The organism is Acaryochloris marina S15 (assembly GCF_018336915.1).
GTDB lineage: Bacteria > Cyanobacteriota > Cyanobacteriia > Thermosynechococcales > Thermosynechococcaceae > Acaryochloris > Acaryochloris marina_A.
This window is the reverse complement of sequence record NZ_CP064923.1, coordinates 5,828,091-5,843,132: the sequence shown is the minus strand read 5'-3', so window position 1 is coordinate 5,843,132 and position 15,042 is coordinate 5,828,091. Positions and strand designations below refer to the sequence as shown.

The following is a 15,042-nucleotide window of genomic DNA, read 5'->3' as shown; positions in this document are numbered from 1 at the left end:
CCCCAGGCTCTCTGGGAATCCAACATCAACACATCAAAAAACAGCCTGCATCACTACAGGCTGTTTTGGAAGACTTAGACCGGTATTAGGTCGGCAAGATTCTACATCATGCCCATGCCGCCCATGCCGCCCATGCCGCCCATGCCACCCATGCCGCCCATGCCGCCCATGCCGCCCATGCCGCCCATGTCGGGCGCAGCAGCACCTGCAGGCTCAGGCTTATCAACCACTAGGGCTTCGGTCGTGAGCACCATACCGGCAATCGAACCCGCATTCTGGAGGCCCGAACGGACTACCTTGGCAGGATCAATTACTCCAGCAGCAATCATATCTTCGTAGGTATCAGTCATGGCGTTATAGCCATAGCTGAAGTCTGCATCACGGACTTTCTCCACGACGACAGCACCTTCCTTACCTGCATTATCTGCAATTTGAGTAAGGGGGGCTTCTAAAGCAATGCGGACGATGTCAGCACCGACTTTTTCTTCATTCTTAAGTTGAGCTTTGACACTCTCAATGGTTTTGGTGAGATGAATCAGAGTAGTGCCACCACCAGGAACAATGCCCTCGGCCACGGCTGCTTTAGTCGCATTCAGAGCGTCTTCGATGCGCAATTTACGATCCTTAAGCTCGGTCTCTGTTGCAGCACCCACTTTGATGACGGCAACGCCACCTGCAAGCTTAGCGATCCGCTCTTGGAGCTTTTCTTTGTCGTATTCAGAATCAGTTTCATCTAGCTGACGACGAAGTTGATCTACTCGCTTGCCAACATCACCTGCATTTGCAGCTTCCGACACAATCGTGGTGTTGTCTTTGCTGATGGTGACCTTGCGGGCAGTCCCCAGCATGTCTAAATCAACTTTGTCGAGGGTTAGGCCCACATCTTCAGAGATCACCTGTCCACCTGTGAGGACGGCAATGTCTTGAAGCATGGATTGACGACGCTCTCCAAAACCAGGGGCTTTGATGGCGACCACATTGAGGACACCCCGAAGCTTATTCACCACCAATGTGGCTAGGGCTTCACCTTCAAGATCTTCAGCAATAATCAGGAGAGGCTGTCCAGCTCGGGCAACTTGCTCAAGGATACCGACGAGGTCCTGAAGAGAATTGATTTTTTTGTTGACAATCAACAAGCGGGCATTTTCGATCTCAGCAACCATGCGCTCAGCATCGGTTACAAAGTAGGGGGAAATATAACCCCGATCGATTTGCATCCCTTCCACAGTTTCCATTTCCGTGGCGAGGGACTTGGATTCTTCTACGGTGATGACGCCATCTTTGCCCACTTTGTCCATGGCTTGGGCAATCATTTGGCCGACTTCTGTATCGTTCCCTGCAGAGATGGTTGCGACTTGTGCGATCGCATCTCCGGTAACAGGCTTCGACTTGGCTTCAATTTCTTTGACCAAGGCATCAATCGTCTTATCAATACCCTTGCGAATCGCAACGGGGTTGGCCCCAGCAGCCACATTCTTCAAACCTTCGCGAATCAACGCTTGGGCCAAAACCGTGGCGGTCGTGGTGCCGTCACCAGCCACATCATTGGTTTTGGAAGCCACTTCACGCATAAGCTGGGCACCCGCATTTTCTAACGGATCTTCCAGCTCAACTTCCTTCGCAATGGTCACCCCATCATTAACAATTTGAGGTGCTCCGAATTTCTTTTCTAGAACCACATTGCGACCTTTAGGCCCCAAGGTGATGCGTACGGCATCTGCCAGAGAATTCACACCGCGCTCAAGAGCGCGCCGAGATTCTTCATCAAATACTACATGTTTGGCCATTACAAGCGTCCTCTCGTTTGCGCTTTCTCAGTGAATTACAGACAACGTTTCATGTTTGTCAGTAAACTAGCACTCTCAAGAGGAGAGTGCCAAAGCTAATCTATTGTAGCCCCAAGGCCCGAACTAAAATATCGGGTTATTGTCCAGATAACCGAACTTCTCTAGATAGGCAAATCCAACCCTGAAGATCAATAACTCACAATGAATTTTGACCTGCAATGATGTCTGGAGCCATGCAAATTAATAGTTCAATCGAGGGAGTCAGTCACTCCTCCAAATCTAGAGCAATATTCTTTCAGGAAGTGTATATCATAAAATCAGTCCTGAAAATTATCGACCAACCCTTTTAATACTTGAAAATGCTCGATTAAGCTTACATTTCAGGCATAATCAGACACATTTTTTGATTTCAGGACCAGCGATTAGCCGCACACGTCTGTTTCCATGAAAATGGGGCAATCTCCTGGAAGCGCTTAGAAGATTACCCCATCTAGGTACAAGAGACTCGGGCGAACACTATTCACATGAAAAGGATTGAGAAAGAATTTGGGATAAGCTGTTGCAGTCCAGATTTTTAGAACAGTCATCCCCCATCCTGTCATTAACTGAGGGGAGCATACCCAAAAGTGACGTTAAACTGTTTGCACCATAGAGCAACTGATGCATAATCCGCTAAATCAATGTCGCTAGGAATTTCATAGAGTTGCTTACCCTGAAACTGTTGTAGAGGAGCCAGGGTTATATAAGTTCCTTCCTCAATGGAGCCGGGAACCTGGGATTGGCGGGACAAGACTACTTTTACATCAGGGCCTTTACCCGTACTAAAATCAGTGCTCAATTCCAAATAGCGCTTACCGCCTTTAGAAATAATTTGAGCAGAACCCGTGGACTGTTTTTTAACGGTGACAAACTGTCCAGATGAGATGACCGATTTCTTAGCAACGAGAAAAGACGATCCATTCGCATTACCTTGGACAACAGACTCTAAGGCCAAGCTGGGTTGAATGACGCTAGTAGCTAGCAGAAAAGCGGATAAGGTTCCAAAAGCAAGACGTTTCATAACTATTTCCCTGTAAGACTGAACTTATCTCTAATAATGCCTGGACATTTTGAGAGGGATTTGATCTGCTCCTGAGAGGTTCATAAATAAACTTGAGGATTTGCTGAGAGCAGAACGCCAGCCCAACCGATGGGTCACCATCTAGGTCTAAGAATCCATGACTAATTAAAGATCGTCGCCAGAATCACTACCAAAAACAGCATATATAGGACAAATACCCCTGTGAGGATCAGCAGCAATTGTAAATTCAATATTTCATGAGGTATCGGCTGCTATTCGAGGCTCTGGATCATCCAACATAAACTGGAGCAAATGCTCCCAACTCTCAAAGAGCAAGTATTTGGTCAAAGTCTGAATATCGTGAAAAAAGCCTTGTCGGGTTCCCCGTTGCTTTCGCATGCGTTGATAAGTGGAGTCCACCAAGTGCAAGACGGTATGAAATAAGAATGCCAACAGGTTGAGTACCAATAGCACAGCAGCAAGGTTCTTCTGACCATGACCAAAATTATGTTCTAAGTGATAGCCCTTGGTTTTGAGGACATTGTGTCCTTCATTCTCCGCTTTCCATCGGGCACGTCCAGCACTGACAATCTCGGCCACACTTTGGTCATTGATGAAATGGTGAGTAATGAACGCGTTGTGATACATAGTCTTTCCATCAGCAGCACGAGTAACAGAGACTTCGCACCAGTTGACCATCACTGCTGGTAGCTCCTCACGCAGGGGGATGCGATTGTAATAGCGATACTGACAAATTTCATGATAGCGACCGTTCCAGCCCCGAGTCTCTAGATGCTCAACATCTCCAATACCTTCTAAATACTCTACCCATTCATATAGCTCTGGATGGGAGGAGGGCAAACAGACAAAAATGAAGTTCAACTCATCCTCTAAACAAGTCTCCACCATCGGTTGACGGCTATAGAGGTCATCGCCAAGAACCGTAATCTTGGCTCCGTCAAACCCTTGAGCATGCCCCTTGATCCACCGTTTGGCCGCAGCGGTTTCACTATCCTGTTTCTCCGCACCATCTTGAGGACGAATGAACTCTGGGGCCAGAGAAATGACATGTTCAATTTCCGGACAAACGAGGACGGGCAACACGGCGGTGTGCGTATAGGTGACACTCCCATCCCGATGGGTTTTGGTAGAACACTGATCGCAACAAATCCAGTTTGAGGAAAAATACTCGCTGCCGTCTAGCCCTACCAACAGGTGTCCACCTAGAACCTTATATTGCTCTAGATAACCTCGTCGTAGGAGAACGCTATAAATTTGATAAAAAATGGGAAACAGAAGACGAAATGCGATCAAGTCCAAAACATTCTTGATTTGGTTGCTCGTGGGGAGTTCTGTTAACTCAAAGAGGGCTTGGGCGTTGTCACGACCATGACGACTATGAACATGGCGTTGGTACTCCAGAAACGAAGGACATTGCATAAAGAAGACAGCAAATGCGCCTAATACAATATCTTTGAGACTAAATTTGGTGCCATTACTGGGTTGACGTGGATCATCGAGGTGCTCAATGAGCTGATGTAGCCAGTGCAGTAAGAGAGGGAAATTTAGAACACCTTCATTCATCGTCTGGGGCTCTGCAAGTGTATGAATACATCCTCAACGACTACAACCTAGCTTGCCAAAATTTTGAATTTACAATTGCTGGAGGATCAGACCAGCGGTTGACCGGGGTTCTTGATTCGGTGTTCCTATGGGCTTTAAGAGGCGGTTAAGGATGTAGCGAAATTTGACATAGTAGATAAATCCCCATAGAGGCGTCTTTGTGATCAGATAGGCTTGTCCGTCCTGATCTGAGGCAGCGGGCACATAAAACTGGGCAAAGCGAATCTTAGTTTTTCGCTGACACAGTTGGCGAGCTTCCAAATCCACTTGGTCGGCGATGTAAGCCACTAAAACCGCATTGCCGGATTGAAATCCTCTAGGCAAGGGCGACTGATTGGCCTGCTGAGCCTTCTGCATTAAGGTCTGTTGATCGGCTTCCATGACCTGAGCATTGAGGAGGGGAACACGACGAACAAAGACGGTGTAGTTGACCCACGTCAACAGGCATTCCCAATTAAAGGTCCGCCGAGCCGCAATAATCGTGTCTGGCGTCACTTCCAGAATACGAAAGTCGAGGCAGCTTAGCTCTTGTTGTTGAGCTGATAAAGGATGGTCAGCAGTCATGAATTTGGTTACCAAGGATTTACTCAGACCGCAAGACATCAGGGAATAAAGATGGTGCTGGTCTTGATGCTGGTTATCTTAGAACAGCCTGGTATCGTCTACCAGCTATCAGTCATGCAGTATCCCCCTAACCCAGATTCTTGCACTGCAACCATATAGTGTTAGCGAAACTAAAGTGAATCTCCTGCTCAAGCAGGGAAAACTGATGATAGAGAGGGGGTATATCACTTCACCCTAAAGTCTGAGTAGGTAATTGATTTATAGGCTTTTTGATGTACAAAATTATCCGATTTACGCCTGCCTCACAACGGTATTATCCAAAATCCTTGAACTGTAGTAGTTACATGAAGGAAGACGATATAGATCACACCTCTGTTGATTTTGCTCTGGGTGCCTCTCGTATTGGTGGCCCAATTGTGGACCTACCAGAATCATTGGATTATCCAAAGAATATGTTTTTCACGGCTCAATTAGACCTGAAGAAATTTTCTGCTTTTGATCCCTTAGATTTTCTACCCAAAACAGGATTCTTATATTTTTTTATCAGTAACAGTGGCGAACATGGAAAGGTTCTGTATGCAAATGTTGAAGCGAACCAATTGACTCGCATTATTCGGGAACATGACGGCTGGTTTTATGACGGTTGTCTCGTCAACGACATTTTTAATGAAAAAGAGGATTTCAGATCTAGATATCGTTATTGTGAGGCAGGAGAAGACCTAGATGGATATGACGAAGGAGATATGCTATGGGATGACCATGCTGGCAGTGAGAAATCCAAGATCTATGGCATCTATACCCATTGCCAAAAGCATGAAGAAACCATTAAAGCCATCACTCAGGAAGCAGATGTTTTGTTACTCCAAATTGGTGAAGATTTTACGGGAGAAGGAGTTTGGAGTGTTCAGATTGATCTGGTCTCCTTGATCCACCGACGGTTTCACAATTGCAGATTTGAATGGGGACAAACTTAATACCAATTGCTTGCCCTAATCGGGTTACTGCTGCTGCAGTTTTTGGTTTACCAATGTTCGAAAATTTTGTTCAGCCTCAATCTCATCCTGCTGGGCTTGTTCAAGGAACCGGTATAAATCTTCTTTGTTGACCCAATCGAAGGTGGGGCTGCGATCTAATTCTTGATACGCCTCACCCTGTAGTTGAAAAATACGCCATACTTGGCCGTTATAGCGCCAAAACTCAGGCACTCCCATCGATGCATACAGCCGATTTTTGGCAATATCCGTATGGGTGATATCCACTTCTACCACTAGATCGGGAGGTGGATCTTGGGACAAATCGACTTTTCGACCAGCCACTTGGGCTTGATGTTGAATGTAATAAGCATTATCGGGTTCAGCACTGCGATCTAAATCAGGACGTTCCAAGGTCGTTGACCGCAGAGATTTCAGCTTCAGCCCCATCACTCCCACCAGAATCCGGATAAATAACCCGATTAACTCACTGGCGTATTCATGTTCTTCCAGAGGCATGGTGATTTCGAGGGTGCCGTGGTCATAGGTTAAGCGAGTCGATCGCCCTTCGGGTAAGGCATATAGAATTTTCTGATAGGCAACCCAGGTCAAGCCGCTAACACTGACGCGTTTTTCTCCAAGGGCTTGATGCTCAACTGGTACGACTGTTCTAACCATCCTGGTGACCCATGAGTCTTAACTCATTTTAGCCGACGGTTTTAGCAAGCTTGAGAGAGTTAGCCTAGAATTCCTTGCCAAATATTGGATAGATAAATGCAAACGGTTACATTGACCGAGCCGTCGCCACGTATTGATGAGACTCCAAACGATCAGTTGTAACGGCTCCGATTCAATGCATAGTTATGCATCTTCTTGAGCACCCTAGACTACGCCAAAACTGTGAAAGTAAAACCAATAAACATCGTCATTGACATATTCAGGACGTTCGTACAGCGACCAGGTTTCCACACACGCGTTGATGTCGGCCACAATGGATTCGTAGGTACCGGGAAATACGCTGCGCGCTGGTAATTCGCTAGAGACAGCATCGGATATGTCTTCAATTCTGTTGATATCTGCGGCAATAATGATCGAAGTACATACCTCACCGTCTGGGCATTCGCGTACGGTTACCTGCGGAGTGACACTTTGCTGAATGCGAAGACAATCACCATGCACATATTCGTCGATTTCACAGATGAGGCCGTTTATTTCAGTGTAGTAGCAGCTTTTGGACTCATCCCACCACGATGTTCTGCGTTTGAAGCCTGGAACCGAGAAAATACGTTCCGTGACTTTTGCTGCATTGATGTAGCAGTCAATTTCAGCAATTTTGTCTCGGTACCAGCGTTTGTTGGCAAAAGAAAAAAATGACGTTTGTTTCAGGCTTTGCTTCTGCCCATCACGGTAGCAGACCATCGTGTTGATTTCGTCAGGTGTGGCAGCAACTATTTTCATCGATTGATGCATGATTAGGCTGAGGAGGAAATTGCTTCCTAACACGAAAAAACTTGTAGCTTTTCTACCTCTCAACACTAATCTAGGGCTACATTAGCATCTCTGAATTCTAGAGCAGCTTTACGGAGATTTTTCGATATACACACATGCCGTTGATCATCTGGAAACAATCCAGCACGACGCCTACAATAATCCCCGATACCGGATAAACACCAAGATGACAGCCCAGGAGCCAAGGGCAACCTTAATTGCCACCAACACATTAAGAAGAGGAATCACGCCTCCACTCACCAAAGCACCGAGCTCACCGTGAGGTAATTCAAAACCAGCCAATGTTATAGCTGCCAAGACCAAAAACACCAGAACTGAGATCTTCTCCCACATGGCTGCTCGCCAGCGCTGATAGATACCCTGCATCCACTTAGACGAAGAGGTGATCGCGATCAAACCAATGGCTGTACCGCCTGCCACACCTGCCGCAAACCCACCGCCCGGACTTAAATGGCCGCGAATCGCTAACTCGATGCTCACCAACGAGGCAATGGTTGCCCCTAGTCTGGCTAGGACAATAGAAGGTTTGTCCGTAAATCGATGTACCTTTTTTGAGGGCTGCTCATCCGAGAGTAGAAACCGGACACCCATAATTGCGATGGTAAACACCACCACCTCGAAAATGGTGTCGTAGAGACGATTTCTGAAAATAATGCCCGCTAAGGCATTGGGAACACCGCTATCATCAACGACAGCCTGGACAATGGACAAATCAGCCACATCCAATGCTGGATTGGGCATGACCAAAATTTTGACATATAGGGCAAGGCCCGCAATGATATAAAGCCACTTCATACCTTTGCCTCCGCTAAATCAGCCACCGCCACATAGGTGAGGGTTGTTTCCGGTGACGTTAATTCTGCCTGCATGATTTCATATAGTCGGGGGATACGGATCAGAGCCTGATCCTGCACTGTTTCTGCGGCATGGTTCTGGGGCAGGTAAATCGCATGCACTTCTTTTTCATTCAGAGCTTGATGGAGATCTTGGTCATTAGGATAATCAACCAGTTCTAAGCGCATATAGTGCTTAGAAAATATGGCCCGACAGCCTTCGACCCAAGCTTGAAACCCCTGAGGTTCTGCTGCCTGGAGCACACCCAAGCGCACCACCAGGGAGGATCGGACCGCTACTGCATAGAGGGTAATCGCCAGCATAGTGCCCACCAGTGCTTCAGTTAAGGCCACGTCTGCCGCTCCCAAAACGGCATAGACAAGGGCCGCCACTGCCCCCAAAATTCCGCGAATAATCAGGGCATGGTAAGGATTGACCTGAAACACCACCATCGCTGCGGTTAAGGGCAGCAGGGCAGTAATGATATACACATAGCTATCAGTCATCACGTCCCCGTTTCCTTCGTATCACTAGAACAATAGGCCAACACATATCCCAGCACGGTATTCCAGATCGCTAGGGAGAGAATGGCCAGAACCAGCAGGGGCCATTCCCGTGGAATTTTCAGAAGCAAACCAACAACAATTAACATCGACCCCAAAGTATCGGCCACAGAGAGGCTATGAAGTTTGTAGAGCACCGAGCGGTGACCAACTAAGGGCCAAGTCCCCCAAAACCAAAAGAAAATCCCAATGCCCATCAAGACATAACTAATCGCGTTAATCATCAGTCACTGATCCGTTTAATAATCTGGGCCAAAAGCATTAAGGCCGCATTGCCAACACTGAGGATTAGCACCCCCACGACGCCAATCATCCAGTCATCCCGTAGGACAGAAATCACCAAAATCATGATCGATGTTTTGCTGGCGATACTGGCAAAGGCCAGCATTTTCTGCCACACATCCTCATCCTGGCACGCTTCATAAATGGGAATCGCCAGGGCCAAAATCATGGAAATTAGGATGATATTCATGACTTTTTCCTCCGTTCGATACGGTGGACTTCGTACAACCCTTCCTCGTGGTACTTCAGCACAATGGTTTTGGGGGTAAAGGTAATCACAAAAATATCGAGAAAAATCAAGCCAGGGGTGCGCTGCGGTTTGACATGTTCCATCGTGATCGCTTCATAGCGGTGGGGACGGACCATAATTTCAATTGCCTCAAAAAAGGCCTGGGGAATGGCAATGATAATTTCCCCGATCGCGTGTAGCCAATCTTTTAAGGCACCTGGGTTGGCACGGCGCGGCAGGATTAAAGCCACACAGACACCAATGATAATATTGGCAATACCAAAATCAGCAGTCAGCAAAAACCAGATGGCTAAGCGCAGCAGAATGTTCAGATATCCAGTCATGCCAACACCATCCAGAACAATAGAACCAACATTAAGCTCATGCCCCCAATTAAATGTTCGAGTTGCTCTTGGACTCGAGGCAATTTCAGCACCACGCGACGGATGACCAGCCAATAGACCAACCAGCCCAACCCTACCTTGGCCAAGGCTTTGCCGATATTGGCAACGGTATAGGCCTGGTAATAAATACCATTGGCCGCTAGCAAGACCCCTAAAAGTAAGAGAACAGCCACCCAAAACCCAGGTCGAACTGGCTTCGCTTCACTCTGATGAGGTAAAAAGATAAATTTGGCAAAGGTAGCAATGGTGCCCACTGTGGCGATATTGAGGGCAATCATTTGCCAGGGCAATACACTTTTCAGCGTTAACGCTTTGGACGCAAACCCAGACCATAGAGGAATACCGGAGATGGAGCAACTGGCCATCACCAATACCAGCCATAAAGACCGCGGCATAGGCTGCTTATGCAGCTCCTGAAAATCTCGGCTAGGCAATGTCCCAGCGGTTAAAAATAGGGTGGCTTTGACAAGACCATGGGTCAAGGCATAGAACCCACCGACGGCAGGGGCGGCCAAGATAAACCCGAGCTGTGAAATGGTACTCTGGGCCAAAAGCCGCTTTGTATCTTGCTCGAAGAGGGCCAGACTAATACCCAAAAAGGCTGTACCCACCCCAAATAGGGTGATGATGGGAGCGACTTCCTCCACCATTAAGGCCATGCGAGCCAGGGGGAAAACTCCCGTTTTGACGACAACGCCTGAGAGTAAGGCCGACACCGGAGTCTCGGACTCAGAGTGGGTTAAGGGTAGCCATAAACCGGAAACAAAGACGCCTCCTTTGGTCAGCAGACCCATAAAAATCAAGGCGAGGGCTTCTGGCGGTGCTCCTTCTAAGCCGGTATAAGCAAAGGAGTGGTTGGCCTGATACACCAACACAGCGCCCACCAAATAAAACAGCATGGCCGTGTTGCTGATAAATAAGTAGCGCAGAGCCACCCAAATCGCCCGATTCGTGCGCGGGTAAGACACCAGCAAGAAAGCGGCAATCCCAATGACCTCTAAGGCCACATATAAGCTAATGAAGTCAGCACAGATAAAGACAGCATTGACGCTGCCATGCAAAATGATGGTTTGGGTATAGAAAAAAGCGGATTTTCCCGTACCCCAGCAATAACAAATGACGGCAGCTGTCACCAAGGCATTGGTCAAGATAAAGTAGCCACTGAGACTATCAATCCTGAGGGTGACCCCAAAGCTGTCCATCAGCTGCAGCGTTAATGGGGCTGGCTCCATAAAAACCCGGGCAGCATAACTGGCAGACACCAAGGTCATAGCCAATGCTAAGTATCGATCCAGTTTAGGGATCAGATATCCTACAAACCCAACAAAAAACGGCAGGGCAATCCAAACGATCGTAAGGGTATTCATGGTGTGTAAGTCTTTTCAATCTCGCGGCTTTCCAAGGTGGGATTGTCGCGAGAGAGCTTCATCACTCCCACCAACATCAAGGCCTGCACTGAAAAGCCAATCACAATTGCTGTCAAAATCACGGCTTGGGGAACGGGATCGGCATAGGCTCCCTGATGGGTATCTGTGATGATCGGGGTGAATAACCCTTGACGAGCTGAGATCTTGACGTAATAGGCGATCACGCCTGTACTCATCACATCCATGGCAATAATTTTCATCATCAGATTTTCTTTGAGGATGATGCCAAAAAAGCCACAGAGAATCGTCGCAAATATAAACGCTTCTAACATGGTGATTTAAAAAGGATTAGTAAAAAAGGGGGTCCGAGGATTTATGAGAGAGAGTTGCGATGGCCACAGGCCGGTCGGAGACCATCGCAGCCATCCTCACAATTAGTTGTTCGTTGCCGGAGACTCAATGGCAATGGCACCGCTTTTAAACGCCACCCGTAACAACGGTGGGGCCACAAAGGTCGTCAGAATCACCATCGTAATAATCGCAGCTTCCAAGGGCTTATCCAAAACACCACTCGCAGAACCAATGCCAGCAAAGACCAAGCCCACTTCTCCTCGGGGAATCATGCCGACGCCAATCGCAAATCGATTAATGCCAGGCTGACCCACAACGGTCCAGCCAGTGATTAGTTTGCCAATCATTGCCACCACAATTAAGAAGGCGGCAATCACGAGACCTTCTCGATTCTCAGGAATGGCAGGATTCAAAACGCTTAAGTCTGCTTTTGCCCCCACGGTGACAAAGAAAATCGGGACGAAAATATCGGCAATGGGAATCACCTGTTGATCTAGCTCTTTGCGCTTATCGGTTTCATCTAGCACCAAGCCAGCGGCAAAGGCACCCAGAATCGCTTCTAGATGAATCGCATTGGCAAGGAAGGCCATGATAAAAGCAAAACTCAGGGCAGGAATCACTAGCTTTCCGCGGGTCTGCAGCTGATCGGCAATGGTCACAAAGGCTTGATTGAAGAATCGGCCTAAGAAGATGGAACCCACGAGAAACAGGGTGGCACTACCAATCAAATACAGAACATTAACAACATCCACTTCGCCTGTTTTAGCCAAGCTGGCGACCACAGCCAGGACGATAATGCCTAACACATCATCAATAATGGCAGCCCCAACAATGATTTGGCCTTCTTTAGACTTGAGATAACCTAATTCAGACAAGACTTTAGAGGTAATCCCAATGCTGGTTGCCGTTAACGCTGCCCCGGCAAAGATCGCTGGAATCGTCGGCATATGAAACAGGAAAATCAATCCGGCTGTCCCGGCAGTAAAGGGGGCAACGACGCCCACAATCGCCACCAAAACGGCCTGATACCCTACTTCTGTTAACTCTCTAAGATCAGACTCTAAGCCAATCTCAAATAACAGAATAATCACCCCCAGCTCAGATAAAATCTCAATGATTTCGCTCTGGCTTTCAAAAATTGAGGTAATCGATTCAGCACTGAGATTGCCACCAATAAACTGCAGAATGGGCATCAAGGCCGAATCAGCGGCAACGGTTCCATTTTCAGCAAAGACCAACAGGTGAAGAGCCGAGGCCCCAATGGCCACGCCTCCGACTAGTTCTCCTAAAACAGGAGGTAGATTTAAAAGCTGAGATAGCTCACCGCCCAGCTTACTGGCCAGATAAATGACCACCAGAGTGAGCAGGACACCTGAGAGAATCAGGGGAGCTTCATCTGCATTAGCCGTTGCGATTAGCCAGGGCTGAGAGATGCCCCCTTGGAGGAGCGGTGACATTGATAAAGTATCGATGAATGTATTCATAGCCAAAATTGAGTTAGAACTAATCTGTCAAATTCGAAAGACATCCTTGATAAAGCACCCAGATATTAAGGGTGAACTACCCTCAACTAGAGGTGGCATAGTGATCAAGACCCGCTACGCTTTTGCGCAACGCTTCAACTCGATCTGCCAATAAATTCTCAGGGGGGATGCGTTCCCAAATCCCTAATTTGCCTAGACGGCGTTTAGTTTGGCCAGCAGCGCCAACCACAAACACAGAACAACCTTTGTCGAGGGCTTCTTCAATCGCATTTTCAATGGTCAAGGAAGAGGTCACCCCCATATGAGGTACATCACTCAAGTCTAGAACCAAAGCCTCACAGTATTTCAGCGCTTTTTGTTCACGAGAGATGGCTTTAGCCACACCGAAAATCATGGGACCACTTAAATGAAAGAGCAACATACGTCCTTGTCCTTGATCTAAGAGCTGCTTTTCTTCCGCCGTTAGCTGGATTTCATCATCAGCATCGGTAATGGCTTTCACTGACTTAGATTGCAGGGTACTTAAGCGATCAATCGTGACGATGTTAGCAATAAACACCCCAATACCAACGGCCACCATCAGGTCAACAAAGACCGTCAGAGCAATGACGCCATACATAATGGCAGTGCCTTTCCAAGACACTTGATGGGCCCGCTTTAGGAAATCCCAGTCAATAATGTCAATTCCGACCTTGAGGGCAATCCCCGCCAATACGGCTAGGGGAATATTTTGGGTTAAAGGTGCAGCCCAGAGGACAACAATCAACAAGATAAAAGCGCGAGTCAAACCAGAGAGGGCTGTGCGACCCCCTGCTTGAATATTGACCACGGTGCCCATCGTCGCTCCAGCTCCGGCAATACCCCCACATAATCCAGAAACTAGGTTGCCAATTCCTTGACCAATCAGTTCCTTATTAGAGTTATGCTCCGTGCGGGTCAAACTATCGGCAACAACAGAGGTTAGCAAAGCATCAATACAACCCAAAACAGCCAATATGATTGCATCAACAACCATCAGTTGTAATTCACTTTGGGTAAAAACAGGCATTCGTAGGGTTGGCAACCCGGCCTCAAACGGTGCAATCCGATCAACGATGGCACCTGGGAACAACCACATGGCAACGAAGGTACCCACTAATAATGCAACCAATTGAGGGGGGAACCACTTCTTGAGTTGAGTCGGCACAATGATGGGAATCAAGACAATGGTGGCAACAGTTAACAGACTCAGAAACAACGCTGAGCTATTAATCCCAGATAAAAGATTCGGTAACTCTCCGAGAGTACCGAGAACGCCACCCTTCGGTGCTTTTTCACCTAAAAAGGGTCCCAACTGCAGGATCACCAAAATGATGCCAATCCCTGACATAAAACCCGACACAACGGTATAGGGCATCAGGGTGACATATTTCCCTAAGCGCAGAAGACCAAACAGAATTTGAAAAATCCCCGCCATCATCACCACTGTAAAGGCCATGGCTAAGCCTTTTTCGGGATCATCCGTTGCTGCAGTGAGGTTCGTAATCACCGCTGTCATAATCACGGTCATGGGACCCGTGGGTTCAGAGATGAGGGTAGGTGTACCACCGAACAAAGCCGCAAAGAAGCCCACCAGTATGGCACCGTAGAGGCCCGCCGCAGGACCTGCGCCAGACGCAACACCAAAGGTAAGGGCCATGGGTAAGGCAATAACAGCAGCGGTGATCCCCCCAAACAGGTCACCGCTTAAATTTCGGAAGTTAATTCGGTTCGTTATCTGCATAGCTCAGAATTTATAGTTGATTTTAATCAATGCTAATTAAATAGTGCATTGTATTAAGTCTATACTAAAACGTCTGCAGAACATCTCAGTTTTTGATGCCTAATGGAAACTAAAACTCCAGCTTATGAATAGGGAGCATACTGGGGATCATTTCTGAATAAGGCATCACTCCCTTGCAGATTGTTGAGAAACGCAGCAATTCATCGGTGAAGGGATGGTTGTAGGCTATGCTTTGTATGAAAATTTGTTGAT

Annotated in this window: 16 protein-coding genes; 1 reads left to right on the top strand and 15 read right to left on the bottom strand. The window is 47.5% G+C overall.

From position 1 onward, the window contains the following. Positions 1–101 precede the first annotated feature (101 nt). The 4 genes from groL to I1H34_RS26735 all read right to left on the bottom strand — a co-directional run bounded on the left by groL (position 102) and on the right by I1H34_RS26735 (position 5,034). A complete protein-coding gene (gene groL, locus I1H34_RS26750; RefSeq protein WP_212663863.1) occupies positions 102–1,787 on the bottom strand; it encodes a chaperonin GroEL in 1,686 nt (561 codons plus the stop codon). A gap of 601 nt (positions 1,788–2,388) precedes the next feature. Beyond that, a complete protein-coding gene (locus I1H34_RS26745) occupies positions 2,389–2,847 on the bottom strand; it encodes a DM13 domain-containing protein (RefSeq protein WP_212663862.1) in 459 nt (152 codons plus the stop codon). Positions 2,848–3,102: 255 nt separating this feature from the next. Beyond that, a complete protein-coding gene (locus tag I1H34_RS26740; protein ID WP_212663724.1) occupies positions 3,103–4,431 on the bottom strand; it encodes an ISNCY family transposase in 1,329 nt (442 codons plus the stop codon). A gap of 69 nt (positions 4,432–4,500) precedes the next feature. Beyond that, complete coding sequence (locus I1H34_RS26735; protein ID WP_249369673.1) at positions 4,501–5,034, bottom strand: hypothetical protein; 534 nt, start codon at positions 5,032–5,034, stop codon at positions 4,501–4,503. Between the two features lie 272 nt (positions 5,035–5,306). Between I1H34_RS26735 and I1H34_RS26730 the strand changes: the two genes are divergently transcribed. After that, entirely contained in the window at positions 5,307–6,008 is a 702-nt protein-coding gene (locus tag I1H34_RS26730; protein ID WP_212663860.1) for a DUF1963 domain-containing protein, read from the top strand. Between the two features lie 24 nt (positions 6,009–6,032). Here I1H34_RS26730 and I1H34_RS26725 read toward each other — a convergent pair whose 3' ends face one another. The 11 genes from I1H34_RS26725 to bicA form a co-directional block, all read right to left on the bottom strand. Further along, entirely contained in the window at positions 6,033–6,683 is a 651-nt protein-coding gene (locus tag I1H34_RS26725) for a Uma2 family endonuclease (protein ID WP_212663859.1), read from the bottom strand. A 204-nt stretch (positions 6,684–6,887) separates the two neighbouring features. After that, a complete protein-coding gene (locus I1H34_RS26720) occupies positions 6,888–7,463 on the bottom strand; it encodes a hypothetical protein (RefSeq protein WP_212663858.1) in 576 nt (191 codons plus the stop codon). Between the two features lie 183 nt (positions 7,464–7,646). Continuing rightward, entirely contained in the window at positions 7,647–8,309 is a 663-nt protein-coding gene (locus I1H34_RS26715; RefSeq protein ID WP_212663857.1) for a Na(+)/H(+) antiporter subunit B, read from the bottom strand. Then, positions 8,306–8,854, bottom strand: coding sequence for a DUF4040 domain-containing protein (locus I1H34_RS26710; RefSeq protein ID WP_212663856.1), 549 nt, complete (start codon positions 8,852–8,854; stop codon positions 8,306–8,308). Before I1H34_RS26710 ends, I1H34_RS26715 begins: the two co-directional genes overlap by 4 nt. Then, a complete protein-coding gene (locus I1H34_RS26705; RefSeq protein WP_212663855.1) occupies positions 8,854–9,135 on the bottom strand; it encodes a monovalent cation/H(+) antiporter subunit G in 282 nt (93 codons plus the stop codon). Before I1H34_RS26705 ends, I1H34_RS26710 begins: the two co-directional genes overlap by 1 nt. After that, on the bottom strand, positions 9,135–9,383 hold the full coding sequence (locus tag I1H34_RS26700) for a hypothetical protein (RefSeq protein WP_212663854.1): 249 nt from the start codon (positions 9,381–9,383) through the stop codon (positions 9,135–9,137). The genes I1H34_RS26705 and I1H34_RS26700 overlap by 1 nt, the downstream gene beginning before the upstream one ends. Continuing rightward, positions 9,380–9,766 carry a Na+/H+ antiporter subunit E gene (locus tag I1H34_RS26695; protein WP_212663853.1) on the bottom strand — a complete coding sequence of 129 codons (387 nt, stop codon included), beginning with the start codon at positions 9,764–9,766 and terminating at the stop codon, positions 9,380–9,382. The genes I1H34_RS26700 and I1H34_RS26695 overlap by 4 nt, the downstream gene beginning before the upstream one ends. After that, positions 9,763–11,193: a cation:proton antiporter gene (locus tag I1H34_RS26690; protein WP_212663852.1), complete on the bottom strand. Its 1,431-nt coding sequence runs from the start codon at positions 11,191–11,193 to the stop codon at positions 9,763–9,765. Before I1H34_RS26690 ends, I1H34_RS26695 begins: the two co-directional genes overlap by 4 nt. After that, positions 11,190–11,525, bottom strand: a complete 336-nt coding sequence (locus I1H34_RS26685) for a cation:proton antiporter subunit C (RefSeq protein ID WP_212663851.1) — start codon at positions 11,523–11,525, stop codon at positions 11,190–11,192. Before I1H34_RS26685 ends, I1H34_RS26690 begins: the two co-directional genes overlap by 4 nt. A gap of 102 nt (positions 11,526–11,627) precedes the next feature. Further along, complete coding sequence (locus tag I1H34_RS26680) at positions 11,628–13,028, bottom strand: cation:proton antiporter (RefSeq protein WP_396124529.1); 1,401 nt, start codon at positions 13,026–13,028, stop codon at positions 11,628–11,630. 82 nt (positions 13,029–13,110) lie between these two features. Continuing rightward, positions 13,111–14,790 (bottom strand): bicarbonate transporter BicA, encoded by a 1,680-nt coding sequence (bicA, locus tag I1H34_RS26675; protein ID WP_212663850.1) that lies wholly within the window; start codon positions 14,788–14,790, stop codon positions 13,111–13,113. Between the last annotated feature and the right edge of the window lie 252 nt (positions 14,791–15,042).